This is a genomic window from Cellulomonas sp. SG140, from assembly GCF_025770785.1.
Taxonomy (GTDB): domain Bacteria; phylum Actinomycetota; class Actinomycetes; order Actinomycetales; family Cellulomonadaceae; genus Cellulomonas.
Genome location: NZ_JANZLA010000001.1, coordinates 117,055 through 142,293, shown reverse-complemented (window position 1 = coordinate 142,293; position 25,239 = coordinate 117,055). Strand labels below are relative to the sequence as shown.

The following is a 25,239-nucleotide window of genomic DNA, read 5'->3' as shown; positions in this document are numbered from 1 at the left end:
GGCCGCGACCACCGGTGCTGCTCCGTGCTGCGGGCCGGTGGCAGGCCGGGGCACGGTGGCACCGTCACCGCCGGCGGTCGATGCGGGATACGGCGCGGCCGAGGGCGGCACGGGGGACGGCGGCAGGACGTCGCTCACGATCGGTGAACCTCGCTCTCCAGGTGGTCCAGCTCACGGGCCAGCATGGCCAGTGCTCGGTCGTCGGTGGGTGACGAGCCGTACAGCAGGTGCTCCACGTCCGCGGCCGGCCGGCCGGTGGCACGGGAGATGGCGGCCACCGTGGCCGCCCGGTCGGCGGACCGCGGCAGACCGAGGCGCGCCGCCGAGCGGGACGCCGCACCTGCCCGCAGCGCGGCGGCGGCGTGCGCGTGCGCGCCGGCGCGTCGGTACAGGCGCCCGCGCCCACGGGTCGTCTCGCCGGCACGCACGACGACGGGCAGCCGCTCGCTGACCACCGGTCCGAGCCGACGGCCACGCCACACCGCCGCCACCGCGACCGTCGCAACGGCGAGCAGTCCCAGCCGCACCAGCCACGGTGGCATCAGGTCGGTGAGGCTGGTGCCGCTCTGCGAGCTCCGCTCGATGCCGAGGTCGTCGGAGGACGGGAGGTACCAGACGAGGTCGGGGTGCACCCCAAGGAGCCGCAGGGCGAGCGCGGCGTTCCCCTGGTCGGCGAGGGACCGGTTCGTCAGTGGGCCGGCGTCGGTCAGGACGCTGACGCGTCGTGCGCCGGCGACGACCGCGAGCGCACCGCCCTCGCTCGCGCCGGCACCCGACTCGAGGAAGCACACCGTGACGCCCGGACCGTGGGCGCGCACCGCACCGGCGGCCGTGATCGTCCCCGCCGCGACGGCGTCCGGGTCGTCGCAGGCGGCGCCGCGCACGTCGGCGGTCGAGCCCCCGAAGCTCGGGACGACGCCCGGTGCCAGCCTGTCGAGCACGTCCGGCGTCTCGACGAGCACGAGGTCCGCCGGGCTGCGGCCGATCCGGCCGACCATGTCCGGCGTCAGGTAGAGATCACCGAGCACGAGGAGCGTGCTGCCAGCCGACGCGGCCTTCTCGGCGGCTGCGATGGTGCGGACGTAGTGCACGCGCACGCCGTGGCGCGTGAGGATCTGCGCGAGCGCGCGAGCGCCGGTGTCGCCGGGGTTGTCCGGCGCCAGGGGTGCGGTGGAGGTCCGCGGGGCGGGCAGCACCGCGAGCAGGCCGCCGACCAGCAGCAGGGCGAGCAGCACGAGGGGTGCCCGGGCCTTGCGCCAGCGTCGGGCTGCGCGGCTCCGCCCCGTCGTCCCGTCGCCGGTGCTGGGGGTCAGGGTGGTGGTGACGGGCGCGGTCACGAGGCGTCCTCGGGTACGTGGCCGACGGACACCGTCCGGCGGGCGGCACGCACCGCGTCGTCGGTCGCCCGAAGCTCGTCGTCGTCGGCACGCCGCGCGGTCCGACCGCCGTACACCACGTCGTCGAACAGGCGCCCCGCCCGGACCAGGTCCGTCGCCACGGCGCTCAGCACGTCCCCGGCGTCGCGCGCGACCTCGTCGGCCGTGCGGCCGGGTCGCTCGTCGAGCACCGCGCGCTCCTCGAGACCGCGGGCGAGGGAGCGGAAGCGCTCGGCGACGGCCGTCGAGAAGTCCCCCGCAGCGGCCGCGGCGTCCGCCGCCGCCCGGAGCTCGGCCGCCGTGCGCCCGTCCGCGGCGGCCAGGACGGCCTCCGGCCGGGTCCGTCGCGACCGCCGCACCGGGCCGGTCACCCACAGGCCGACGACGACGAGCAACGCCAGGCCTACCGCGGCCGCGAGCAGGGCGCCCCGCGGCGGCAGGGCCGCGCCGTGCATCCCGCTGAACAGGTGCGCCAACCAGCTCAGGAACCGGCTGAGCAGGCTCTGCTGCTGGTGGTAGACGGGATCGAGCAGCTCCTCCCGCGCCCAGCGCTGGGCCGTGGGCCCGTCCGGGCGGACCGGCGGCTCCGAGGCACCGACGAGGGCGGCGACGACGGCCACCGCCCGTGCACCGGTCACGCCGGGGAGTCGGTCGAGGCCGCGCGCGCCAGCTCGACGTCGAGCGCCTCGCGCCGCATCCGCACGTCGATGTACAGCAGCGCGATGACGGCCGCCTGGTAGGTCGTCGCCGCGGTCAGCGTGATCACCTTGCCGACCGAGATGATCACGACCGCCCAGAACGACGTCACCCCGCCGGTCACCCCCTCGGCCACCAGGGTGAACGGCACGGAGATGATCTGGGTCAGGACGGACACGAGCACGGCGACCAGCAGGGCGATCCCGAACAGCCGCCAGAAGCTGCCCCGGGTCAGCCGCCACGCCCGCGCGATGGTCCGCCAGAACGGCTTGCCCTCGAGCATCAGCGCCGGCGTCACGAGCAGCGTGCGGGTGTTCACCCACACGGCGGCGACCGCGAACGCCAGACCGCCGACGAGGGCCGCGAACGCGAGCCACCCCCACTGCTGGCTCCGACCGGCCCACACCATCACCGCTGCCAGCACGCCGCCGACGACGAGCACCGCCAGGGACATCAGCAGGGTGAACCCGATCACCCACCACACCCGCCACGACCGCGCGACCTCGCCGACGGTCGCACGCCGCCCGAGCACCGAGCGGCTGACGGACACCACGAGGAGGCCGTCGAGGATCGTCGTGGCCAGCGCGGTGACGGGAAGAGCGGCGAACGTCGCGAACGCGGTGCCGAGCTGGCTCGAGATCGCACCGAGGTCGGTGGTGCTCGCGTCGGGGAGGCCCGAGAGCTGACGGGAGAAGGAGTCGAGCGGACCGGTCAGGAGTCCGCCGACGTACGCGGTGACGATCGCCGAGAGCACCACGCCGACCGTGACCACGACGGCGGCGAGGCCGAACATCACCGCGGGGTTGGCGCGGATCGCCCGGACACCGCCGTCGAGCAGCTCTCCGAGGCTGAGCGGCCGCAGCGGGATGATGCCGGGCTGCAGCGCGGGTGGACGCCAGGCGCCGGCGCCCGGAGGACCGTACGGGGTCGGTCCCCAGCCCGCCTGTCCGTACGCCGGTGGCTGCTGCCCGTACGCCGGTGGCTGCTGCCCGTACGCGGGTGGCTGCTGCCCGTACGCGGGTGGCTGCTGCCCGTACGCGGGTGGCTGCTGCCCGTACGCGGGTGGCTGCTGCCCGTACGCGGGTGGCTGCTGCCCGTACGCCGGTGGCTGCTGCCCGTACGCCGGTGGCTGCTGCCCGTACGCGGGGGGCTGTTGCCCGTACGCGGGCGGCTGCTGCCCGTACGCGGGTGGCTGCTGCCCGTACGCGGGCGGCTGCGGGGCGTGGCCGGGAGGGGGATCCGCCGGGACCCAGCTGTCGGGCCGGTCGTCGGCCGGCTTCCCGGCGGACGCGCCGGGCGCCGCCCAGCCGCTCGGCCGGGACGGGTCCTGCGGTTCGCTCATGTGCTGGGGCTCCCCTGGTGGCGCTGGTCGGTGAGGGCTCGGCTGAGATCGGTCCCGGCGCAGCACGTGGACACGTCGACGGTCGGGCCGCCGACGCCTCATCGTGCCACGGGGCCCTGCCGTCGGGGGCCGTCCGGACGGGTGGACTGCCAGGTGGGGACCACCCGGTCGGCGCTGGAGGATCGGAGCAGGTCAGGTGCGACAATGACCGCCATGAAGGGACGCGTCCTGGTGGTCGACGACGACACCGCCCTGGCGGAGATGATCGGCATCGTGCTGCGGTCCGAGGGCTTCGAGCCGGCGTTCTGCGAGGACGGCGACGAGGCGCTCGGCATCTTCCGCGCGACGCAGCCGGACCTGGTTCTGCTCGACCTGATGCTCCCCGGACGGGACGGCTACGAGGTGTGCCGGCAGATCCGGGCCGAGTCCGGTGTGCCGATCGTCATGCTCACCGCCAAGAGCGACACCGTGGACGTGGTGCTCGGCCTCGAGGCCGGCGCCGACGACTACATCTCCAAGCCGTTCAAGCCCAAGGAGCTCGTCGCCCGGGTGCGCGCACGGCTGCGCCGCAGCGACGAGCCCGCCCCGGAGCACCTGACGATCGGTGACCTGACGATCGACGTCCCCGGGCACCGGGTCGCACGCGACGGAACGCCGATCTCGCTCACCCCGCTCGAGTTCGACCTCCTCGTGGCCCTGGCACGCAAGCCGTGGCAGGTGTTCACCCGCGAGGTCCTGCTGGAGAAGGTGTGGGGCTACCACCACGCGGCGGACACCCGGCTGGTCAACGTCCACGTGCAGCGGCTGCGGTCCAAGATCGAGCACGACCCGGAGCGCCCGGACATCGTGGTGACCGTGCGGGGCGTCGGCTACAAGGCGGGGGCTGGCTCGTCGTGACCCGGGCCGGGGGTGCACCGTGCCCCGGATGACGAGCGTGTGGCGGCTGGTCCGCGCCCGGTGGGGCCGGCGGATCCGGTCGACGCTGCGCTGGTGGCGCGGCTCGCTGCAGGTCCGCGTGCTGACGTCCACGCTCGCGATCGGCCTGGTGGCGCTCGCCCTGGTGTTCGCGTACGTCGGCCAGCGCACCGCGGACGGGCTGTTCCGCGCCCGTCTGCAGCAGGTGCTGGAGGAGAGCGCCCGCAGCACGCAGCAGGCCCAGAACACGTTCGACTCCGCGACGGCGACCACGGGGGCCGAGGTCCAGCAGCTTCTCTCCGACGTGACGAGCGCGCAGCACAACGCGGGCTCCGGCGGCCGCGAGGTCTTCCTGCTCCGCGCGCCCGGTCAGGCGGTGTCGGTCCAGGCGGGTGCGACAGCCACCAACGCGGCGTACGTCGACCTGATCAGCGCGGACCTGAAGACCGCCACGTCGTCCGGGGGCCAGCACTGGCAGTCGGTCGCCCTGCGGGTGGGTGGCCGGCTCGAACCGGCCGTCATCGTCGGCCAGCAGGTCACGGTGCCCGTGGTCGGCACCTACCAGCTGTTCTTCCTCTACCCGTTGCAGGCGGAGCAGGACCGGCTCGACTTCCTGCTGCGCACGCTCGCGCTGGGCGCCGGGGCGCTCGTGCTGCTGCTCGGCTCCACCACCTGGCTGGTCACCCGCCAGACCGTGCTGCCGGTGCGCCGGGCCGCGCAGGTCGCCGAGCGGCTGGCGAACGGGCAGCTGACCGAGCGGATGAGCGTCCAGGGCGAGGACGAGATGGCGACGCTCGCCCAGTCGTTCAACGAGATGGCGGAGAGCCTGCAGGACCAGATCCGCAGGCTGGAGGAGCTGTCCACGCTGCAGCGCCGGTTCGTGTCCGACGTCTCCCACGAGCTGCGCACGCCGCTGACGACCGTCCGGATGGCCGGTGAGGTGATCCATGCCGCCCGGCACGACTTCGAGCCGTCGGTGAAGCGCTCGGCGGAGCTGCTGTCCACCCAGCTCGACCGTTTCGAGGACCTGCTGGCGGACCTGCTGGAGATCAGCCGGTTCGACGCGGGCGCCGCGGTGCTGGACGCGGAGAGCCGCGACGTCCGCGACGTGGTGGTGCGCACGGTCGACGCCTCGGTGCCGCTCGCCGAACGCAAGGGCTCATGGGTCTCCGTGGTGCTGCCGGAGCAGCGCGTCGTGGCGGACATCGACCCGCGCAGGGTGGAGCGCATCCTGCGCAACCTGGTGGTCAACGCGATCGAGCACGCGGACGGCACGCCCGTGGAGGTGACGGTCGCCGCCGACCAGCACGCCGTGGCCGTCACGGTCCGCGACCACGGCGTCGGGATGACCGCGGGGGAGGCGCAGCACGTGTTCGACCGGTTCTGGCGAGCGGACCCCGCCAGGGCGCGCACGACCGGTGGCACGGGGCTGGGCCTGGCCATCTCCCTGGAGGACGCGCGGCTGCACGGTGGCTGGCTCGAGGCGTGGGGACGCCCGGCGCGCGGGGCGTCGTTCCGGCTCACCCTGCCGCGGCGGGCGGGCATCCGGCTCCAGTCGTCGCCCCTCGAGCTGGTGCCGGACGAGACGCAGGAGCAGGCGGCGCCGGTGGCCGCGACGAGGCCGCGCTCGGACCCGGCGGCCCTGCCGGACTGGTCCGACGCCGACCAGCCGGTCCAGGAGGTCCGATGAGCACCCCGCAGCGGCTCCGCGCCGCCCTGGCGGCGACGGCCGTGCTGGTGGTCGCCGCGTGCAGCGCCATCCCGACGCAGGGTGCGGTGCAGAAGGGTGACGCGCGGGTCCCGGAGGGGGACCCCGTCGTCGTGGTGGCCGAGGGTCCGGCGCCCAACGCGGACCCCGTCTCCATCGTCGAGGGCTTCCTGCTCGCCGGCTCCGCGGGGCTGTCCGGGGACTTCGTCGACTTCGTCGCCGCGCGGGAGTTCCTGACCCCGGACGCCCGGTCCAGCTGGGACCCGCTCGGCAGCGTCGTCGTCGCCTCCGCCACGCAGGTGCAGCGCACGTCGGACACCCAGGTGACGGTCGAGGTGCAGGTGGCCGGCAAGGTGGACGCCGACGGGCGCTACACCGAGGCCTCCGCCGACGGCCGTGAGTCGGTGACGTTCGACATGGTGCAGGACAGCCGGCAGCAGTGGCGGATCGGCGGGACGCCCAAGGGGCTGATCCTGTCCCAGGGTGCCTTCACGGCCCGGTTCCGTGCCGCCCAGCTGTACTTCCTGTCGCCCGACTCTCAGGTGCTCGTGCCCGAGACCCGGTGGTACCCGTCGCGGAACCTGCCGACCTCGGTGGTCAAGGGCCTGCTCGCCGGCCCCTCACCGTGGCTGCGGGACGCGGTCCGGACCGCCGTGCCGGACGGCGTCCAGCTCAAGCCGGAGGCGGTCACCGTGGACGCCGACGGCGTGGCGGAGGTCGACCTCGAGCCGGCCCGGACGGTGCAGGCCGCCGACCGCGGGCTGCTGCTGGCGCAGCTGCAGCAGTCGCTGCAGCTGCCGCAGGTGCGGTCCGTCGTCGTGCGGGCCGGCGCCGCGGGCGTGCCGCTCGACGGCGCCACCTCCGTGCCGACGCCGGCGGTCGGCGATCCGGTGATGATCCAGGGTGATGCCCTGGTCAGCCTGGCGAACGGGGCGCTCCAGCCCGTGGCCGGCGTCGGTTCGCTCGCCGGCCTCGACGCCCGCAGCCCGGCGCGCAGCGCCGACGGGTCGGTGCAGGTGCTGCTCTCCGGGACGGACCGGCTGGTGCTCGCGCCGACCTCGACCGCGCCCGCCCGGGTGCTGCTCTCGGGCGCGGGCCTCGCGGCACCGTCCGTGGACCGCCGGGGCTGGATCTGGACCGCGACGGGCGGCAGCGTGCTCGCCGTGACTCCGGCGGGCTCGCAGGTGACGCTGACGGCGCCGTGGTTGGCCGGGCGATCCGTCAAGGCGCTCGCCGTCGCGCGCGACGGCACCCGGGTCGCGGTGGTGTCGGACGGTGCCGACGGGGTCGCGATCGACGTCGCGGGCGTCGTCCGCGACGCATCGGGAGCGCCGCAGCAGCTGAGCACCCCCGTCCGGGCAGGAGCTTCCGTCGCCGATGCCCACCAGGTGGTCTGGGTGGACGCGGTGACCCTGGGGGTGCTCGGCGGCGGCGGCGGCCCGTCCACGCTCCGCCTCGTGCCGGTCGGCGGTCAGTCGGAGCCCTTGCCGGACGTGGCAGATGCCGCGTCGATCGCCTCGGGGCTGGGGGACCGCAGCATGCTCGTCGCCACCCACGCGGGCGAGCTGCTCCGGTACGACGGCCGCACCTGGGTCCCGGTCCAGGGAGCCACCGGGGTGCACGACCCGGCGTACCCCGGCTGACGGCAGGGCGGCCGCGAGCCGCCCTCAGTCCGCCGGCCACCGAGTCGTTCTCGGCCGACCGCCGTCCACGGGCTCGGCCCCGCTGCCGGGCACCACGCTGACAGTGTGCCGACCGATGCGCCGACCTTGCTGCGCCGCACCGCCGCCGAGCTGCTCGGCCTCGTCCTGCCGGTCGCCTGCGCCGGCTGCGGTCTCGACGACCAGCCCTGGTGCCGCGACTGCGCCACGCTGCTGCGACGGAGGGCGTGGCGGTGCGAGGACCGCGCCGGCCGGCTGGACCGGCTCGACGGGCGGACGCCGCCGTGGTGGGCCGTGGCCGACTTCACCGGACCGGTGCGCCGCGCCGTCACCGCGTGGAAGGACCACGGTCGCACCGACCTGACCCGACCGTTCACCGCGGCGCTCCGGAACGCTGCGCGGGCCGCCGTCCCGGTGCTGGCCGGCGCGGCTCCGGTGCTGGTCGTGCCCCTGCCGTCCACGGCCGCAGCGCGCCGCACCCGCGGGTGGGTCCCCGCGGGCGTGCTCGCCGCTGCGGTGGCGGACGAGCTGGCGTGGCGCGGCGTCCGCGCGACGACGGCCGGTGTTTTGCGCCGGTCGCCCGGCGCGGACCAGGCGGGGCTGTCGGCGCGCGCGCGGTCGCGCAACCTCGCAGGCCATGTGCACGTCCGAGGCGGGGCGCGGGTCGCGGGCGCGCGCGTGCTGCTGGTGGACGACGTGCTGACCACCGGGGCGACCGCGGCCGCTGCTGCTGACGCGCTGGGCGCGGCGGGCGCGCGGGTCGTGGCCGGCGTCGTGCTCGCCTCGACACCCCCGCCCGGTCGCTTGGTGGCCGGAGCGCAGGGGCGTTAGCGTGGAGGTTCCAGCCGACGCAACCGGCTGGCTCCCGCCAGGGGGCCGCCCCGCGCAGGCCGAGGAGGTGGTGCCGCACCTGTCCCACCAGGGGCACAGACAGCACGTCACCGGGCGAGCCCAGCAGGCTCTGCCCCTCACCTCCCAGGAGGCCCGCATGGAGATCGTGGTAGCCGGTCGGCACACCGAGGTGTCCCCCAGGTTCCGGGCGCATCTCGACAGCAAGCTGACCAAGGTCGAACAGCTGGCGCCTCGCGCGCAGCGCATCGACGTCCTCGTGTCGCACGAGCCGAACCCCCGTCAGTCCGACAGCAGTGAGCGCGTCGAGCTCACCGTCGTGGACAAGGGACCGGTCATCCGCGCCGAGGCGTGCGCCGACGACGCGTACGCAGCGCTCGACCTGGCGATGGCCAAGCTGCTGGAGCGCCTGCGCCGGACCCGCGACCGCCGCAAGGACCACCGTGGGGCCCTCCCGGCCACGGCGACGGAGGCACCCGCACCCGTCGCCCCGGAGGCCGAGCCGCCTCGGGCGCCTCGTACGGTCGCCGAGGGTGCCGTGGAGATCCCGCTGGGTGACTCGCCGGTGGTGATCCGCGAGAAGGTCCACCACGCCGCGCCGATGACGGTCGACGACGCTCTGTACGAGATGGAGCTCGTGGGCCACGACTTCTACCTGTTCGTCGATGCGGAGACGGCACAGCCGGCCGTCGCCTACCGACGGCACGGCTGGAGCTACGGCGTGATCAAGCTGGACACGCCGGTCGCCGCGCCGGTCGTGGTGGCGGACGCCCTCGCCGGCTGAACCGTCCTTGCCCGGTGCCGCCCCGGCGACGCACCACCAGCACGACCCTCGGCCCGGACGCCCGCCGTGGCGCCCGGGCCGAGGGTCGTCCGCGTGTGGGTGCCCGGCGGCACGATGTGCGGGTGCCTGACACCACGACAGCCGCGCGCGCCCGGACGTCCGTCACGGGCGAACGACTGACCCTGGGTCAGGCGCGTCGCCTCGCGCTCGCGGCCCAGGGGTTGCACCGCCGGCGTCCCGAGCGTGGTGCCGCCGTCACCGCTCGGCACCTCCAGCAGGTCGTCGACCGACTCGGAGTGCTGCAGATCGACTCCGTGAACGTGTTCGCCCGGGCGCACCTGATGCCCCTGTACTCCCGGCTGGGGCCCTACGACCCCGCCGTGCTCGACAGGGCGGCGGGCAGGGCGCCACGACGGCTCGTGGAGAGCTGGGCCCACCAGGCCTCGTTCATCCCCACCGAGGACTACCGGCTCTTCGACTGGCGTCGCCGCGACTACGAGTCGCAGGCGTGGGGTGCCATCCGCGAGGTCCCGCGCGCTCACGGCCCGGTGGTGGACGAGGTGCTGGCGATGCTCGGGGACGAGGGGGCGCTGACGGGCGCCCAGGTGCACGAGCGGCTGCAGCACGAGCACCCCGGTCGGGGGGTGAACTGGGGCTGGAACTGGACCGTCGCCAAACGGGTCCTCGAGTACCTGTTCTTCACGGGCCAGGTGACGTCCGCAGGTCGCAACGGGGCGTTCGAGCGTCGGTACGACCTGGTGGAGCGCGTGCTGCCCGCCCCCGTGCTCGCAGCTCCGGAGCCACCCCGGGCGGACGCCGTCCGGGCTCTCGTCGCCGCCTCCGTGCGCGCGCTGGGCATCGGTACGGTGCGCGACGTCGCGGACTACTACCGACTGAGCACCTCCGAGACCGCGGCCGCCCTCGCAGAGCTCGTCGAGGCCGGCGAGGTGGTCCCCGTCCAGGTGCCGGAGTGGGGCGACGGTCGCGCCTGGCGGCACCGTGACGCCCCGCCCGTGCCGCGCCACGCGGGCGGACGAGCGTTGCTCAGCCCTTTCGACCCCCTGGTGTGGGAGCGCCGTCGCGTCGAGTCGCTGTTCGGGCTCCGCTACCGCATCGAGATCTACGTCCCCGAGCCGCAGCGCGTCTGGGGGTACTACGTGCTGCCCTTCCTGCTCGGCGAGCACCTGGCGGCCCTCGTCGACCTGAAGGCCGATCGCCAGTCGGGTGTGCTGCGGGTGCACGCGGCCCACACGGCGCCTTCGTCCGGCGTCACGGCGGGGGGTGTCCCACCCGCCGACGTGGTCGCGCGCGAGCTCGCGGCGGAGCTCCGCCTCGCGGCGCGCTGGACCGGGCTGGGGGACGTGCTCGTCGGTGACCGGTCCGGCGAGCCCCGCGGGGACCTGGCCATCGAGCTGACCCGCGCGCTCGCAGACTCGTCGGGCTGAGGCGGACGCCTCCGCGCGCGACGTCGAGGAGGCCGGCGGCCCACCGCCGGTGCCTGCGGCTCGCCTACGATGGACCGGCCCGGCCGTGCGGCCGGTGCAGCCCCCACCCCGTACGGGGTGCGATCACGTCGGGAGTCATGCGTGCCAGCGATGCTCGAGAAGGTCCTGCGCCTCGGTGAGGGCCGGATCCTCAAGAAGCTGTCCGGTATCGCCAGCCAGATCAACGCGCTGGAGGACAGCTTCACGGCGCTGTCCGACGCGGAGCTGCGCGAGGAGACGGACCGGTTCAAGGCGCGGCTGGCCGACGGCGAGACGCTCGACGACCTCCTCGCGGAGGCGTTCGCGGCGGTGCGCGAGGCGTCTCGGCGCACGCTCGGTCAGCGGCACTTCGACGTCCAGCTGATGGGCGGCGCCGCGCTGCACCTCGGCAACATCGCCGAGATGAAGACCGGTGAGGGCAAGACGCTCGTCGCCACCGCTCCGGCCTACCTCAACGCCCTCACGGGCAAGGGCGTGCACGTCGTCACGGTCAACGACTACCTGGCGGGCTACCAGTCGGACCTGATGGGCCGGGTCTACCGGTTCCTCGGCCTGACCACCGGCACGATCCTCGCCAACCAGACGCCGGCTCAGCGCCGCGAGCAGTACGCCGCGGACATCACGTACGGCACCAACAACGAGTTCGGCTTCGACTACCTGCGCGACAACATGGCGTGGAGCACCGAGGAGCTGGTGCAGCGCGGCCACAACTTCGCGATCGTCGACGAGGTCGACTCGATCCTGATCGACGAGGCCCGTACCCCGCTGATCATCTCGGGCCCCGCCTCCGGCGACGCCAACCGCTGGTACGCCGAGTTCGCCAAGGTGGTGCGCCGCCTCGAGCCCGAGCGCGACTACGAGGTCGACGAGAAGAAGCGGACCGTCGGCGTCCTCGAGCCTGGCATCGGTCGGGTGGAGGACTACCTCGGCATCGACAACCTGTACGAGTCCCTCAACACCCCGCTGATCGGCTTCCTCAACAACGCGATCCGCGCCAAGGAGCTGTTCAAGCGGGACAAGGACTACGTCGTGCTGAACGGCGAGGTGCTCATCGTCGACGAGCACACCGGCCGCATCCTGCCGGGCCGTCGCTACAACGAAGGCATGCACCAGGCCATCGAGGCCAAGGAGGGGGTGGTGATCAAGGCCGAGAACCAGACCCTCGCCACCATCACCCTGCAGAACTACTTCCGCCTGTACTCGAAGCTCTCCGGCATGACCGGTACCGCCGAGACGGAGGCGGCCGAGTTCCAGGGCACGTACAAGCTCGGTGTGGTGCCGATCCCGACGAACCGGCCGATGATCCGGATCGACCAGAAGGACTTCGTCTACAAGAGCGAGGAGGGCAAGTTCGACGCGGTCGTCGCCGACATCGTGGAGCGCCACGCCAAGGGCCAGCCCGTCCTCGTCGGCACCGTCTCCGTGGAGAAGAGCGAGTACCTCTCCCAGAAGCTCAAGAAGCAGGGCGTCCCGCACGAGGTGCTGAACGCCAAGCAGCACGCGCGCGAGGCGACCGTGGTCGCGCAGGCCGGTCGCAAGGGTGCGGTGACGGTCGCGACGAACATGGCCGGCCGCGGCACCGACATCATGCTCGGCGGGAACGCCGAGTTCATGGCCGTCGCCGAGCTGGCGGCCCGGGGCCTGGACCCGGCAGAGAACGCCGAGGAGTACGAGGCAGCCTGGCCGGACGCGCTGGAGAAGGCCAAGGAGGCCGTGGCGGCCGAGCACGAGGAGGTCGTCGAGCTCGGCGGCCTGTACGTCCTCGGCACCGAGCGCCACGAGTCCCGTCGCATCGACAACCAGCTGCGTGGCCGCTCCGGTCGTCAGGGCGACCCGGGGGAGTCCCGGTTCTACCTGTCGATGCAGGACGACCTGATGCGCCTGTTCAACTCGAGCCTGGCCGAGTCGATGATGACCCGTGCCGGCTTCCCGGAGGACATGCCGCTCGAGAGCAAGATCGTCACGCGCGGCATCCAGTCGGCGCAGTCCCAGGTCGAGGCGCGCAACTTCGAGATCCGCAAGAACGTCCTGAAGTACGACGACGTCATGTCGCGGCAGCGCGAGGTGATCTACGAGCAGCGTCGCCGGGTCCTGGAGGGTGAGGACCTCGAGGAGCAGATCGCCCACTTCCGCCACGACGTGCTGAGCGCGTACATCCAGTCGGCGACGGCCGAGGGGCGTCCCGAGGACTGGGACCTCGACACCCTCTGGACCGCCCTTCGGGGCGTGTACCCGATCTCGATCACCCCCGAGGAGGTCGTCGAGGCGGCGGGCGGGCCGACGCGCCTGACCCACGAGGTCCTGGAGCGCGAGATCCTCTCGGACGTCGACGTCGCCTACGCCGACCGCGAGGAGCAGATCGGCTCGGACAACATGCGCCAGCTGGAGCGGCGCGTGACGCTCGCGGTGCTCGACCGCCGGTGGCGCGAGCACCTGTACGAGATGGACTACCTCAAGGAGGGCATCGGCCTGCGGGCGATGGCCCAGCGCGACCCGCTGGTCGAGTACCAGCGCGAGGGGTTCCAGCTGTTCGGCGCCATGACGGACGCGATCAAGGAGGAGACGGTCGCCTACCTGTTCAACCTCGAGGTGCAGGTCGCCCCGAGCGAGGAGCAGCAGACGGCAGACGGCTCCCCGGTGATCACGGCTGAGTCGGCGGCCCGCACAGCGACGGGACCTGGTGCGGAAGCCGCGGCTCCGGCCCGGCTCGTCGCGAAGGGTCTCGACGGTCCGGACGCCCGGGTGCCGCTCCAGTACTCGGCGCCGTCGACCGACGGTGACGGCGGCGTGGTGACCGAGGCGGAGGACACCGCGGGCCGTCGCAGCCCGGCTGCCGGCGGCGCCCCGAGCGACGGGTCCAACCGAGAGGCGCGGCGCAAGGCTGCCAAGCAGGGCAAGCGCCGACGCTGACCGCCGTCCAGGCGGTGTGAGCACCGCGCTCGACGTCGACTAGCCGACGTCGAGCGCGGTAGCCCGCCACATCCCGCGGTGGGTCTCCAGGCGGACGGCCACGGCCCTCACCCTGCAACCGTCGTCGACCACGACCGCGGCCTCGACCACGCGCTCCTCGACCCGGCAGACGTGGGTGCTGCGGACCACCGGCGGCCGTGCCCCGGCCGTCGCGCGGCCCGCCGCGGACGTCGCCCGGCGATGCAGGTCGGCACGCATCCGTACGGCTTGCAGCACCCCAGGGGTCAGCCACCGGGCCAGCTGTGCGGCGGGCCGCAGACCGGCGATGACCTCGACCGCGGCCAGCGAGAGCCGGCGCACGATCATCGCGGGCTCGGCGGTCGGGAGGTCCCCACGCTCCTCGTCGGCGCACTCGAGCACCAGGGCCCGGTCCGAGGACCGCATCACGGTGATGCGCTGCCGGACGTCCACCGGCGTCCGGTGCGCGGGACCCTCGGCCTGCGCCGGCGACGCACCGCCGCGGGTGGGCAGGAGGTGTGCGCGCAGCTCGGTCGGTCGCCCCGACGGTGCGCGTCTGGGCGGAGCGGACGTTCCGCGTTCGGCCGGTCGGGGACGCGACCCGGCGCGCGACGGCGTGGCCGCCCGAGAGCCGGAGGCGGTCAGCGGCGCGGTCGCGCAGGCGATCACGTCCTCCACGCTCGTCCTGGCCGCCGGCTGGTCGCTGAGGGCGGCGGTCATGACGTCGAGCCCTGGAGCTCGACCGGCACGCTGAGGACCAGGCCGGGGCGGATGAGGTCCGGGTCGCTGCCGATGCGGGTCGCGTTGGCCGCGTACCAGACCGGCCAGGCTGCGGCGATCTGCGCGTCGTCGGCGCCTGCCGGAAGATGCCTCGCGGCGATCGCCCACAGCGTGTCGCCGCGCGCGACCGTGACGGTCTCCGGCGCTGCGGCGGCGCCGGCTGCGCCCGGTGGGCTGGACGACGTCGTGTGGGCAGGTCCCGGTGACTCCGAGGAGACGGTCCGGGCCGCGCCCGCGGCCGTTCCGGCGCTCGGCGGTGCGCCGAGGGGATGGGCGCTCGGCAGCGGTGCGGCCGGCGTGGGGGTGGGCTCCGCGGTCACCGTCGCTGCGGGAGCCCCGGACGGCAGCGCCGAGGTGCCGGGCTCGGTCGGCACCCAGCCCAGGTCCCTGCCGGGGTCCGCCGCCACGCTGACGGTGGGCAGCGGCGATCCCGTCGGCCCCGCGTCGGCTGCGGAGGCTCCCGTCGCCGCGGAGAGGCCGATCCCGGCTCCGACGGCGATCACGACCGCTCGCCGCACGACCATCGGTGCCCAGCGCTGCAGCCACACCTCACCGCGCCGCCATCCGGCACCCGCCGCCCGCGCCGTCAGGCAGACGGCGGCGACCGCGCAGCTCAGCGTCAGCCACGCCAGCACGGCGGCCCCGACTGCGACGACGCCCAGCTCGACGAACCCGTCGACGCGCGAGGTGGACGCTGAACCGACCAGCCCGAGGAGACGGAGAGTGAGTCCCGTGCCGAGCGCTCCGGCTGTCAAGGCTGCGAGCCACAGGCCGGCTGCGCCGCGGAGCGCGTGGCCGCGGGCGACCGGGGGATCGGGGTAGCAGGTCATGTGTCGTCCGTTCACGCGTAGCGGCCACTTTGATGTCGTTTGATGTCGTTTGATGCCGTAGGTCTAGAGCATCCCGGCCCGACTTGTCCAGTACGCCCCTTCTTGCGCCCCGGCCGGCGGTGCGATCCCCTACGGTTCGGCGGTGCGCTGGGACGAGCTGTTCGACGACCTGGAGGCGCAGCTGCGGGCCGCACGCGCCGACGAAGACCGTGGTGAGCTCCGTGAGCTCGTCCGCGCCGAGCGGGCAACCGTCCCGCTCGGCGACCGCCTGGGTGCGACGCGTGGTCACCAGGTGCGCGTGCACGTGGGCGACCTGGCGGGGGAGCGAGACGCGGTCGTCGCCGGGGAGCTGGTCGGGGTCGGTCCGGACTGGGTCCTGGTCGTCGAACCCGGCGCGCGGCACGCGCTCGTGCCGCTGGGCGCCGTCCAGGCGCTGGTCGGCGTCGTCGCCCACATCAGCCCGACAGGGGTCGAGGTGGAACGCCGCCTGCGGCTCGGGTCCACCCTGCGTGCGCTCGGCCGTGACCGTGCCGAGGTGCAGGTGCACACATCGGGTCGCACGCTCGTCGGTCGGATCGACCGTGTGGGCGCCGACCACCTCGATCTCGGAGCAGGCCGGGGCGGGCCCGTGTGGACGGTGCCTCTTGCTGCGCTACGAGTGGTGCGTTCTCGCCGACCGATCGGCTCCTGACGACACGTCAGTCCTCGGGCAGGGGCTCCGCAGCGCCTCGTCCGGCACGCGCCCGGGTCTGCGCGTACATCCGCTGGATGTACTTCTCCAGCTCGGTCGCCTCGACGCGCCACACGTGCCGGCCGCCGACCTGGATGGCGGGCAGGTCGCCCGAGACGACCAGCGCGCGAGCCTGCTGCGGGGAGACGTTGAGGATCTCCGTCACGTCGGTCAGCGTCAGGAACCGCGGTGCCATGTCGGCAGTGTGGCATGGGCCGGCGCCGTCCTTGATTCGTCCACAGAACCGGCCCGCAGGCGGCCCCGGCGCGGCCAAGATGGGCGGGCACGACATCGATATGAGGGGGATTGGGTGGATTCCGCGTCCAACGAGCTACCACTGCCGGTCGCTGCCCGGCTGCGTCGCCCCGGCTGGCGAGACCCGCGGCTGCTGGCCGGCATCGCGATGGTGGCCGCTTCGGTGGCCCTCGGCTCCTGGGTGGTCCGTGCGGCGCAGCACTCGGTCCCGGTCTACGTCGCCCGGACCACGACGGTGCCCGGGCAGCGTCTCGGTGCCGGCGGCCTGACGGTGGCCGACGTCCGGCTCTCGGGAGCCGATCTGGCGCGGTACCAGCGCGCGGACCAGGAGCTGCCGTCGGATGCGGTCGCGCTCCGGGTCGTGCAGGCGGGAGAGCTGCTGCCGAAATCAGCGGTCGGCTCCGCCGCCGACCTCGCCGTGCGGCCGGTCTCGGTGCCGGTCACGGGCGTGCCGTCGGAGGCGGTGCGGGCGGGCGCGCAGGTCGACCTGTGGTTCACCGCCGCGGTGGAGCGGTCGGCCACCTCGAGCAGCACCGCGCCGGTGCCGGTGCAGCTGGCCTCGGGCCTCACCGTGGCGGACGTGAGCAAGCCGGCAGGTGCGTTCGCGGCCGGCGGGACGACGACGGTGCACGTGCTCGTGCCGGTCACGGATCTGGCGAAGGTGCTGGGGGCGCTGGCCACGGACGGTGCGGTGGCGGTCGTCGCAGTGCCGGGGACGGGTGGCTGAGGTGGCCGTCGGCGTGCTGTGCGCGGTCCGCGGTGCGGCGGAGAGCCTCGTGGTCCGTGCGGCCGAGGCCTCCGCCGGACGGTTCACGGTGACCCGCCGGTGCGCGGACCTGACCGAGCTGCTCGCGGCGGCGGAGGCGGGCCTGGGTCGGGTTGCGATCGTCTCCGCGGAGCTCGACCGGCTCGACCTGGAGGCGATCCTCACGCTGCATCGCGCCGGGGTGCAGGTCGTGGCGCTCGCCGACGCGGCTCGTCCGTGGCTCCTCGACCGGGTGCAGGCGTGCGGTGCGGACCTCGTCGTGCCGACACCTGACAGCCTGACGGGTGCGCGGACCGTGCTCGAGAGCGCGACGGCGCTGCTCGACGCCGCCGTCCCGGATCATCCGGACCTCGGGGGAGCCGACGACGAGCTCGACGAGCCGCTGCGGCGGGGACGCCTCGTCGCGGTCTGGGGACCGACCGGCGCACCGGGCAGGACGACGGTGGCCGTGAACCTGGCCGCCGAGCTCGCGGCTCGGGGGGAGACGACGCTGCTGGTGGACGCGGACACCTACGGAGGCACGGTCGCCCAGGTCGTCGGCCTGCTGGACGAGGCGCCCGGTCTTGCGGCCGCCGCCCGTGCTGCCGGGCAGGGTTCCCTCGACCTCCGGTCGCTCGCGCGACTCGCACCGGCGATCGCCGAACGTCTGCGGGTCCTGACAGGTATCTCCCGGGCGGACCGCTGGCCCGAGCTGCCCGCCTCCGCCCTCGACGCGGTGTGGGGAGCGGCACGTCAGCTCGCGGCCTGGACGCTCGTCGACACGGGCTTCTGCCTCGAGCAGGACGAGCAGCTGAGCTACGACACGCGCGCGCCGCAGCGCAACGCCGCGACGCTGAGCGCGCTCGGGGCCGCCGACGTGGTCGTGGTGGTCGGTGCCGGCGACCCGGTCGGGCTGACCCGTCTGGTCCGCGCCCTCTCGGAGCTGGCAGACCTGCGCCTCGACGTCCCGCAGGTCGTCGTCGTCAACCGGCTGCGGGCCTCCGCCTCGGGAGCTCGGCCGGAGGCCGCCGTGCACGATGCCCTCGCGCGCTATGCGGGTGTCCACCGAGTGCTCACCCTCCCCGAGGACCGTGCGGCCGCGGACGGCGCGCTGCTCGCCGGACGGGTGCTGCGGGAGTGCGCCCCCGGCTCGGCGCTCCGCAAGGCGCTCCTGACCGTCGTCGAGCGGCTCGCCGCGCCGGTCGCCGTCGGCTGAGCGCGGGCCCGGCAGACTGGGGCCGTGCGCGTCTACCTGCCGGCCACCCTCGACGAGCTCGACCATCTCGCTGCCGATGGTGGGCCACGCCGCGCCCACGCCGTGACAGCGGCACTGCGCGCCGCTCTGCCGGACGAGGACGACGAGGGCTGGGAGTTCGTCGCCCAGCTCGTCGCCGCTGACGAGAGCCTGGCGCTGCTGGCGGACCGGCCCGGCGTGCCGCGACTGCGACTGGTGCTCGCGGCGGACGTGCCGGACGAGTCGGTGGTACCGGATGCGGACCCGGACGCGGAGGTGACCGCGGTGACGGTCAGCTCGGGAGTGCCTGCCGACGCGGTGGTGTGCGCGCACGTGGACGAGCCGTCCGCTGCGGCCGACGTCGGCGCCGCGGTCGCCGGCGACGACGCGGCCGTGCAGCGGCTGGAGGACCGCGACCTGCTCTGGTACGACGTGAGCGAGTTCGGCCGCATCCCGCGCTGACCTCGCCGGGCGACCGGTACCGGTGGCCGGCAGGGAGTCCCCCGCGAGCGTGAGCGGGCGCACGCCGGCGGTCCCGGCACCGAGTTGGACCCGCCCCCGCGGCTCCGGTAGTGTTCACCGCCGGTACGGCCCCCGGGCTGCTCCTGTCGCTCTCCTCCGAGGTGCGTCGGGATCGCGGAGGTCATACCCCCATGGGGTATGGTGTAATTGGCAGCACGAGTGATTCTGGTTCACTTAGTCTAGGTTCGAGTCCTGGTACCCCAGCGTGAGCACCGCTGGTCCGCTGTCCGGCTGAGTCCGGGCATCGGGTAGAGTGTTCATCCGCACGTGCGGCTCCGGCCGCGCAGGCGTAGGCCCCCGTTGTGTAGCGGCCTAGCACGCCGCCCTCTCACGGCGGTAGCGCCGGTTCGAATCCGGTCGGGGGTACGCACAAGGCCCGGTCACCGAGGTGACCGGGCCTTCGTCGTGCTGTCGCCGCCTGGTGGACGTCGACCTCGAGGTCAGTCGCCGGTGCGGCGCAGCACCTCGGTGAGGCGGTTCGCGGCGGACACGACCGCGGCGGCGTGGAGGCGGCCGGGCTGCCGGGAGAGCCGCTCGAGCGGGCCCGACACCGAGACGGCCGCCACGACCCGCCCGGACGGTCCGCGCACGGGTGCGGAGACGGACGCGACACCGACCTCGCGCTCGGAGACCGACTGCGCCCAGCCCCGGCGGCGCACCCCGGACAGGATCGTTGCGGTGAACTTCGCGCCCTGGAGCCCGCGGTGGAGCCGGTCCGGCTCCTCCCAGGCGAGCAGGATCTGGGCGGCGGACCCGGCGAGCATCGTCAGCGTCGCGCCGACCGGGATCGAGTCGCGCAGGCCGACCGGACGCTCCGCGGCGGCGACGCAGATGCGCATGTCGCCCTGGCGGCGGTAGAGCTGGGCGCTCTCACCCGTGTGGTCCCGCAGGGCGGCGAGCACGGGGCCGGCGGTCGCGAGGAGGCGGTCCTCGCCCGCAGCGGTCGACAGCTCGGACAGCCGGGGTCCGAGCACGAAGCGTCCCTGCAGGTCGCGGGCCACGAGGCGGTGGTGCTCGAGCGCGACGGCCAGTCGGTGCGCCGTGGGACGGGCAAGATGGGTGGCGGTGACCAGCTGTGCGAGCGTCGCCGGGCCGGCCTCGAGGGCGCTGAGGACGGAGGCGGCCTTGTCGAGGACGCCGACTCCGCTAGAGTTGTCCATAGGTCGATATTGGCGTCTCGATCTCTGAGATGCAAGCCGCAGGTTCGGCGGGTCGCGCAGCGGCTCGTGCCGAGACTGACGCCGACGACGACGACACGGGACAGCACGACGAGACGGGACTCACCTATGACCGGCACTCTGGCGGAGAAGGTCTGGGACGCACATGTGGTGCGCCGCGGCACGGACGGCGCCCCGGACCTGCTCTACATCGACCTGCACCTGGTGCACGAGGTCACCAGCCCCCAGGCGTTCGAGGGCCTGCGGTTGGCGGGCCGGCGGGTGCGTCGTCCGGAGCTGACGCTCGCGACCGAGGACCACAACACGCCGACGCTCGACATCGACCTGCCGATCGCGGACCCGACCAGCCGCACCCAGATCGAGACGCTGCGGCGCAACGCGGCCGAGTTCGGCGTGCGGATCCACTCGCTCGGCGACGCGGACCAGGGGATCGTGCACCAGGTCGGTCCGCAGCTCGGCCTCACGCAGCCGGGCCTGACGGTGGTGTGCGGCGACTCGCACACCTCCACCCACGGCGCGTTCGGCGCCCTCGCGTTCGGCATCGGCACCAGCGAGGTGGAGCACGTCCTGGCCACGCAGACGCTGCCGCTCGCCCCGTTCAAGACCATGGCGATCACGGTGAACGGTCAGCTGCCGCAGGGAGCCGGCGCCAAGGACATCATCCTGGCGATCATCGCCAAGATCGGCACCGGCGGCGGCCAGGGCTACGTCCTGGAGTACCGGGGGGAGGCGATCAGGTCCCTCACGATGGAGGGCCGGATGACCGTCTGCAACATGTCGATCGAGGCGGGCGCCCGCGCCGGGATGATCGCACCCGACGACACGACGTTCGAGTACCTCAAGGGCCGTCCGCACGCTCCCGAGGGAACCGACTGGGACGCCGCCGTGGAGTACTGGCGCACGCTGCGGTCGGACGACGACGCGCAGTTCGACGCCGAGGTGGTGCTCGAGGCGGCCGACCTCGAGCCGTTCGTCACGTGGGGCACCAACCCGGGCCAGGGCCTGCCGCTGTCCGGCAACGTGCCGGTGCCCGAGCAGATCTCGGACGCCAACGAGCGCGTGGCGGCCGAGCGGGCGATCGAGTACATGGGTCTGACGCCGGGGCAGCCGCTGCGCGAGATCGCGGTGGACACGGTCTTCATCGGCTCGTGCACCAACGGTCGCATCGAGGACCTGCGCGCCGTCGCCAAGCTCGTCAAGGGTCGGCAGAAGGCCGAGAGCGTCCGCGTGCTCGTGGTGCCGTCGTCGGCACGCGTCCGCCTGCAGGCCGAGGCGGAGGGCCTGGACAAGATCTTCCTGGACTTCGGTGCGGAGTGGCGCAACGCCGGCTGCTCGATGTGCCTCGGCATGAACCCGGACCAGCTGGCTCCGGGGGAGCGGTCGGCGTCGACGTCGAACCGGAACTTCGAGGGCCGGCAGGGCAAGGGTGGTCGCACGCACCTCGTCTCGCCCCTCGTGGCGGCCGCGACCGCGATCCGCGGGACGCTGTCGTCCGTGTCCGACCTCGGGCCGGACGTCGTCTCCCCGGACGGCTCCCCCCTCACCCCCGACCTGCTGACCGCCTGAGACGAGGACGACGACGATGGAGAAGTTCACCCAGCACACCGGCGTCGGCGTCCCGCTGCGCCGCAGCAACGTCGACACGGACCAGATCATCCCGGCGGTCTACCTCAAGCGGGTCACCCGCACGGGCTTCGAGGACGCGCTGTTCGCCGCCTGGCGCGGCGACCCGGCCTTCGTGCTGAACCAGGACGCCTACCGCAGCGGCTCGGTGCTCGTGGCGGGGCCGGACTTCGGTACCGGGTCCTCGCGCGAGCACGCCGTGTGGGCGCTGAAGGACTACGGGTTCCGCGTGGTGATCTCCGCACGGTTCGCGGACATCTTCCGCGGCAACTCCGGCAAGCAGGGGCTGCTCGCCGCACAGGTCGCCCAGGAGGACGTCGAGCTGCTGTGGAAGGTGCTCGAGACGCACCCCGGCACCGAGGTGACGGTCGACCTCGAGTCGAAGACCGTCACGTGCGACGACGTCGTGGTGCCGTTCACGGTGGACGACTACACGCGCTGGCGGCTGCTCGAAGGTCTCGACGACATCGGCCTGACGCTGCAGCACGAGGCCGAGATCACGGAGTTCGAGGCCCGTCGTGAGTCGTGGCGTCCCGCCACCCTGCCGGCCAAGCACCTGCCGCCTGTGCCCATCGTCGCGGCCCGGCCGGTGGTGCACGTCGAGCTGGGCGCCGCCCGCACCAGCTGAACGCCCGGCGCGGGACCGGACGTCGTTCGTGATCTGGTCCCGCGTGCCGGCCTCGGGAGGGGCGTGCACCACCTAGCGTGGGAGCACGTCCGACACCGAGGAGGGTCCGATGGTCAGCAGGTCTGAGCTCGCGACACGGCTGGCACGCGACGGAGCGAGCCATGCGCAGGCGGCGCACGCGGTCGACGCCGTGCTGCACGAGATCACGGCGGCGCTCGTCGCCGGTGAACGTGTCGCGCTGACGGGCTTCGGCACGTTCGAGCCCGTCGCGCGGTCCGCACGAACTGCCCGGAACCCGCGGACGGGGGCGGCGGTCGAGGTGGCCGCGACCACCGTGGCCCGCTTCCGGCCGGGCGTCCAGCTGCGCGAGGCGCTGGTCAGCGGGGACGCCGGCGTTGCGCCGGCGGGACGGCTCCCCGCAGCGGCACGCCCGGCCGCACCGGCAGCGGTCCCCACGGAGACCGAGTCGCGGCCGCGAGCGACGGACGAGGCGGCCTCGATCGGGACGCCGGGCACGGCGTCGACCGGCTCCGGCAAGGTCGAGCCGAAGCCGCAGCGCAAGTCGAAGCCGAAGGACAAACCGACGAGCTCCAAGCACGCGGACAGCGCGAAGCCGGCGAAGGGCAAGAAGGGCAAGAAGCTCGCGACGACGAAGGGGTCGTCCGGTTCTGCGAAGTCCCGCGGGGCGAGGAAGTCGTCCAAGGGGAAGCACTGAGGCGCACTCCGTGTTCGTGACCACGACGGAACGGCGCACGGCTCCCTGTGCGCGACCGGAGGACCTCCCCGGTGGCTTGTGAGGGTTTCGGGTGGGATCCTCGCCGCACCCGGGACCGCGGTCCGGGGCTCGTGAACCCATGAGAGACGATGGTGCGATGGCCGACCTGCTGTACGTCGACGGTGGCAACCCGCTGAACGGTGAGATCACCGTCCGCGGCGCCAAGAACTTCGTGTCCAAGGCGATGGTCGCCGCCCTGCTGGGCGAGACCCCCAGCGTCCTGCGCAACGTCCCCGAGATCCGGGACGTGCAGGTGGTGACGGGGCTCCTCGACCTGCACGGCGCCCGCGTCGACGTCGACGCCGACGCGGGCACGGTCCGCATCGACCCGACGGACGTGGAGTCCGCCCACGTCGCGGACATCGACGCGCACGCCGGGTCCAGCCGGATCCCGATCCTGTTCTGCGGCCCGCTGCTGCACCGCCTCGGCGAGGCGTTCATCCCGGACCTCGGCGGCTGCCGCATCGGCGACCGCCCGATCAACTACCACCTCGACATCCTGCGGCAGTTCGGCGCCGTGGTGGACAAGCGGCCCAACGGCATCCACATCGTCGCCCCGCAGCGGCTCCAGGGCACCAAGATCGCGCTGCCGTACCCGAGCGTGGGCGCCACCGAGCAGCTGCTGCTGACGGCCGTGCGTGCCGAGGGCATCACCGAGCTGGCGAACGCGGCGATCGAGCCCGAGATCATGGACCTGATCAACGTCCTGCAGAAGATGGGCGCGATCATCTCCGTCGACACCGACCGCGTGATCCGGATCGAGGGAGTCGAGCGGCTCGTCGGCTTCAGCCACACCGCGCTGGCGGACCGGATCGAGGCCGCCTCGTGGGCCTCGGCGGCGCTGGCGACGGGGGGCGACGTGTTCGTCCGCGGTGCGACGCAGCCGGAGATGACCACCTTCCTCAACACGTTCCGCAAGGTCGGCGGGGAGTTCACCGTCGAGGAGGACGGCATCCGCTTCTTCCACCCGGGCGGCGACCTGAACTCCATCCAGCTCGAGACGGACGTGCACCCCGGGTTCATGACCGACTGGCAGCAGCCGCTCGTCGTGGCGCTCACCCAGGCCAAGGGCCTGTCGATCGTGCACGAGACGGTGTACGAGAACCGCTTCGGGTTCGTGGACGCGCTCGTCGGGATGGGCGCGACCATCCAGGTGTACAAGGAGTGCCTCGGCAGCCGGCCGTGCCGGTTCGGGCAGCGGAACTTCTACCACTCCGCCGTGATCTCCGGACCGACCCCCCTGTCGGCAGCGGACATCGAGGTGCCGGACCTGCGCGGCGGGTTCAGCCACCTGATCGCGGCGCTGACCGCCAAGGGCACGTCGGCCGTGCGGGGCATCAGCCTGATCGACCGCGGGTACGAGCGGTTCACCGACAAGCTCGAGGCGCTGGGCGCGCAGTTCAGCCGGGAGGAGCCGCGCTGACGCTGCGGCTAGCATCGTCGCCGTGCCGAGCCCCGCGCGCGCCAACCGCGCCTACCGCCGTGTGGCCGCCGTCGTGCGCCCCGTCCTCTTCGCCACGACGCGGCGGGACTGGCGGGGGGTGGAGAACCTGCCCCGGGAGGGTGGGTTCATCGTCGCGGCGAACCACGTCACGCAGGCCGACCCGCTGACCCTGGCGCACTTCCTCTGGGACAACGGGGTGGTGCCGCGGATCCTGGCGAAGGCGTCGCTGTTCACGGCGCCCGTGATCGGCGCGGCGCTGCGCGGGACCGGTCAGATCCCGGTGCAGCGCAACAGCAGCGCCGCCGGTCAGTCGTTGGACGCGGGCGCCCAGGCCGTCCGGGACGGTGAGTGCGTGGTGGTGTTCCCGGAGGGGACGCTGACCCGCGAGCCGGACATGTGGCCGATGCAGGGCAAGACCGGTGTGGCACGTCTCGCGCTGACCACCCGGGCCCCTGTGATCCCCGTGGCGCAGTGGGGGGCGCACCACCTGCTCGCGCGCTACGGCAAGGTGCCGCACCTGTTCCCGCGGGCGCACGTCGAGGTGCTCGCCGGCCCGCCGGTGGTGCTCGACGACCTGTACGACCGACCGATGGACTCCGCGACGCTGCGCGAGGCGACGGAGCGCGTGATGGAGGCGATCACGCGGCTGCTCGAGGGCATCCGTGGCGAGCAGGCCCCCGCCGTCCGGTTCGTGCCGCCCCCGGGTGGTCGGGGCGGGGCGACCAGCACGCCGTCGGCGTCGTGACGGACGA

Annotated in this window: 23 protein-coding genes and 2 tRNA genes; 18 read left to right on the top strand and 7 right to left on the bottom strand. The window is 73.8% G+C overall.

Annotation, left to right across the window (positions count from 1 at the left end; all coding sequences use genetic code 11):
- Window positions 1–134: 134 nt before the first annotated feature.
- From N0B34_RS00690 to N0B34_RS00680, 3 genes are read right to left on the bottom strand one after another with little or no spacing between them, the layout of a single operon-like run.
- Window positions 135–1,337, bottom strand: coding sequence for a DUF4350 domain-containing protein (locus N0B34_RS00690; RefSeq protein ID WP_263729256.1), 1,203 nt, complete (start codon window positions 1,335–1,337; stop codon window positions 135–137).
- Complete coding sequence (locus tag N0B34_RS00685) at window positions 1,334–2,014, bottom strand: DUF4129 domain-containing protein (RefSeq protein ID WP_263729254.1); 681 nt, start codon at window positions 2,012–2,014, stop codon at window positions 1,334–1,336. Before N0B34_RS00685 ends, N0B34_RS00690 begins: the two co-directional genes overlap by 4 nt.
- A complete protein-coding gene (locus N0B34_RS00680) occupies window positions 2,011–3,414 on the bottom strand; it encodes a glycerophosphoryl diester phosphodiesterase membrane domain-containing protein (RefSeq protein WP_263729253.1) in 1,404 nt (467 codons plus the stop codon). The genes N0B34_RS00685 and N0B34_RS00680 overlap by 4 nt, the downstream gene beginning before the upstream one ends.
- 213 nt (window positions 3,415–3,627) lie before the next feature.
- On the opposite strand from N0B34_RS00680, the gene mtrA reads away from it, so the two are divergent.
- The 7 genes from mtrA to secA all read left to right on the top strand — a co-directional run bounded on the left by mtrA (window position 3,628) and on the right by secA (window position 13,725).
- Window positions 3,628–4,311, top strand: a complete 684-nt coding sequence (mtrA, locus tag N0B34_RS00675) for an MtrAB system response regulator MtrA (protein ID WP_291759183.1) — start codon at window positions 3,628–3,630, stop codon at window positions 4,309–4,311.
- A gap of 28 nt (window positions 4,312–4,339) precedes the next feature.
- Complete coding sequence (gene mtrB, locus N0B34_RS00670) at window positions 4,340–6,019, top strand: MtrAB system histidine kinase MtrB (protein WP_263729251.1); 1,680 nt, start codon at window positions 4,340–4,342, stop codon at window positions 6,017–6,019.
- Complete coding sequence (locus N0B34_RS00665; protein ID WP_263729250.1) at window positions 6,016–7,680, top strand: LpqB family beta-propeller domain-containing protein; 1,665 nt, start codon at window positions 6,016–6,018, stop codon at window positions 7,678–7,680. The genes mtrB and N0B34_RS00665 overlap by 4 nt, the downstream gene beginning before the upstream one ends.
- 105 nt (window positions 7,681–7,785) lie before the next feature.
- Window positions 7,786–8,529 carry a ComF family protein gene (locus N0B34_RS00660; protein ID WP_263729248.1) on the top strand — a complete coding sequence of 248 codons (744 nt, stop codon included), beginning with the start codon at window positions 7,786–7,788 and terminating at the stop codon, window positions 8,527–8,529.
- A 157-nt stretch (window positions 8,530–8,686) separates the two neighbouring features.
- A complete protein-coding gene (hpf, locus tag N0B34_RS00655; protein WP_263729247.1) occupies window positions 8,687–9,331 on the top strand; it encodes a ribosome hibernation-promoting factor, HPF/YfiA family in 645 nt (214 codons plus the stop codon).
- A gap of 122 nt (window positions 9,332–9,453) precedes the next feature.
- Window positions 9,454–10,776, top strand: coding sequence for a winged helix-turn-helix domain-containing protein (locus N0B34_RS00650; protein WP_263729246.1), 1,323 nt, complete (start codon window positions 9,454–9,456; stop codon window positions 10,774–10,776).
- Window positions 10,777–10,917: 141 nt separating this feature from the next.
- Entirely contained in the window at window positions 10,918–13,725 is a 2,808-nt protein-coding gene (secA, locus tag N0B34_RS00645; protein WP_263729245.1) for a preprotein translocase subunit SecA, read from the top strand.
- Window positions 13,726–13,764: 39 nt separating this feature from the next.
- On the opposite strand, the gene N0B34_RS00640 is transcribed toward secA, so the two are convergent.
- Complete coding sequence (locus N0B34_RS00640; RefSeq protein ID WP_263729244.1) at window positions 13,765–14,196, bottom strand: Rv3235 family protein; 432 nt, start codon at window positions 14,194–14,196, stop codon at window positions 13,765–13,767.
- Window positions 14,197–14,459: 263 nt separating this feature from the next.
- Window positions 14,460–15,353 carry a LysM peptidoglycan-binding domain-containing protein gene (locus N0B34_RS00635; protein WP_263729243.1) on the bottom strand — a complete coding sequence of 298 codons (894 nt, stop codon included), beginning with the start codon at window positions 15,351–15,353 and terminating at the stop codon, window positions 14,460–14,462.
- Window positions 15,354–15,495: 142 nt separating this feature from the next.
- Here N0B34_RS00635 and N0B34_RS00630 point away from each other — a divergent pair, with 142 nt between their 5' ends.
- Window positions 15,496–16,044 carry a hypothetical protein gene (locus tag N0B34_RS00630; protein ID WP_263729242.1) on the top strand — a complete coding sequence of 183 codons (549 nt, stop codon included), beginning with the start codon at window positions 15,496–15,498 and terminating at the stop codon, window positions 16,042–16,044.
- 7 nt (window positions 16,045–16,051) lie between these two features.
- Here N0B34_RS00630 and N0B34_RS00625 read toward each other — a convergent pair whose 3' ends face one another.
- Window positions 16,052–16,279, bottom strand: coding sequence for a helix-turn-helix domain-containing protein (locus N0B34_RS00625; RefSeq protein WP_263729240.1), 228 nt, complete (start codon window positions 16,277–16,279; stop codon window positions 16,052–16,054).
- 114 nt (window positions 16,280–16,393) lie between these two features.
- Between N0B34_RS00625 and N0B34_RS00620 the strand changes: the two genes are divergently transcribed.
- From N0B34_RS00620 to N0B34_RS00600, 5 genes are all read left to right on the top strand, one after another.
- Window positions 16,394–17,065: a hypothetical protein gene (locus tag N0B34_RS00620; protein WP_263729239.1), complete on the top strand. Its 672-nt coding sequence runs from the start codon at window positions 16,394–16,396 to the stop codon at window positions 17,063–17,065.
- On the top strand, window positions 17,058–18,299 hold the full coding sequence (locus N0B34_RS00615) for a hypothetical protein (protein WP_318529947.1): 1,242 nt from the start codon (window positions 17,058–17,060) through the stop codon (window positions 18,297–18,299). The genes N0B34_RS00620 and N0B34_RS00615 overlap by 8 nt, the downstream gene beginning before the upstream one ends.
- Before the next feature lie 24 nt (window positions 18,300–18,323).
- Window positions 18,324–18,779 (top strand): DUF6912 family protein, encoded by a 456-nt coding sequence (locus N0B34_RS00610; RefSeq protein WP_263729238.1) that lies wholly within the window; start codon window positions 18,324–18,326, stop codon window positions 18,777–18,779.
- Window positions 18,780–18,971: 192 nt separating this feature from the next.
- Window positions 18,972–19,043, top strand: a tRNA-Gln gene (locus N0B34_RS00605).
- Window positions 19,044–19,132: 89 nt separating this feature from the next.
- Window positions 19,133–19,205, top strand: a tRNA-Glu gene (locus N0B34_RS00600).
- 74 nt (window positions 19,206–19,279) lie between these two features.
- On the opposite strand, the gene N0B34_RS00595 is transcribed toward N0B34_RS00600, so the two are convergent.
- Window positions 19,280–19,999, bottom strand: coding sequence for an IclR family transcriptional regulator (locus N0B34_RS00595; protein WP_263729237.1), 720 nt, complete (start codon window positions 19,997–19,999; stop codon window positions 19,280–19,282).
- Window positions 20,000–20,125: 126 nt separating this feature from the next.
- Here N0B34_RS00595 and leuC point away from each other — a divergent pair, with 126 nt between their 5' ends.
- The 5 genes from leuC (at window position 20,126) to N0B34_RS00570 (ending at window position 25,232) form a co-directional block, all read left to right on the top strand.
- Window positions 20,126–21,583 carry a 3-isopropylmalate dehydratase large subunit gene (gene leuC, locus N0B34_RS00590; protein WP_263729236.1) on the top strand — a complete coding sequence of 486 codons (1,458 nt, stop codon included), beginning with the start codon at window positions 20,126–20,128 and terminating at the stop codon, window positions 21,581–21,583.
- Window positions 21,584–21,599: 16 nt separating this feature from the next.
- Entirely contained in the window at window positions 21,600–22,268 is a 669-nt protein-coding gene (gene leuD, locus N0B34_RS00585; RefSeq protein WP_263729235.1) for a 3-isopropylmalate dehydratase small subunit, read from the top strand.
- A gap of 109 nt (window positions 22,269–22,377) precedes the next feature.
- Window positions 22,378–22,983 carry an HU family DNA-binding protein gene (locus N0B34_RS00580; protein WP_263729234.1) on the top strand — a complete coding sequence of 202 codons (606 nt, stop codon included), beginning with the start codon at window positions 22,378–22,380 and terminating at the stop codon, window positions 22,981–22,983.
- Window positions 22,984–23,140: 157 nt separating this feature from the next.
- Entirely contained in the window at window positions 23,141–24,466 is a 1,326-nt protein-coding gene (murA, locus tag N0B34_RS00575) for a UDP-N-acetylglucosamine 1-carboxyvinyltransferase (RefSeq protein ID WP_263729232.1), read from the top strand.
- A 22-nt stretch (window positions 24,467–24,488) separates the two neighbouring features.
- Window positions 24,489–25,232: a lysophospholipid acyltransferase family protein gene (locus tag N0B34_RS00570; protein WP_263729231.1), complete on the top strand. Its 744-nt coding sequence runs from the start codon at window positions 24,489–24,491 to the stop codon at window positions 25,230–25,232.
- The last annotated feature ends 7 nt before the right edge of the window (window positions 25,233–25,239 follow it).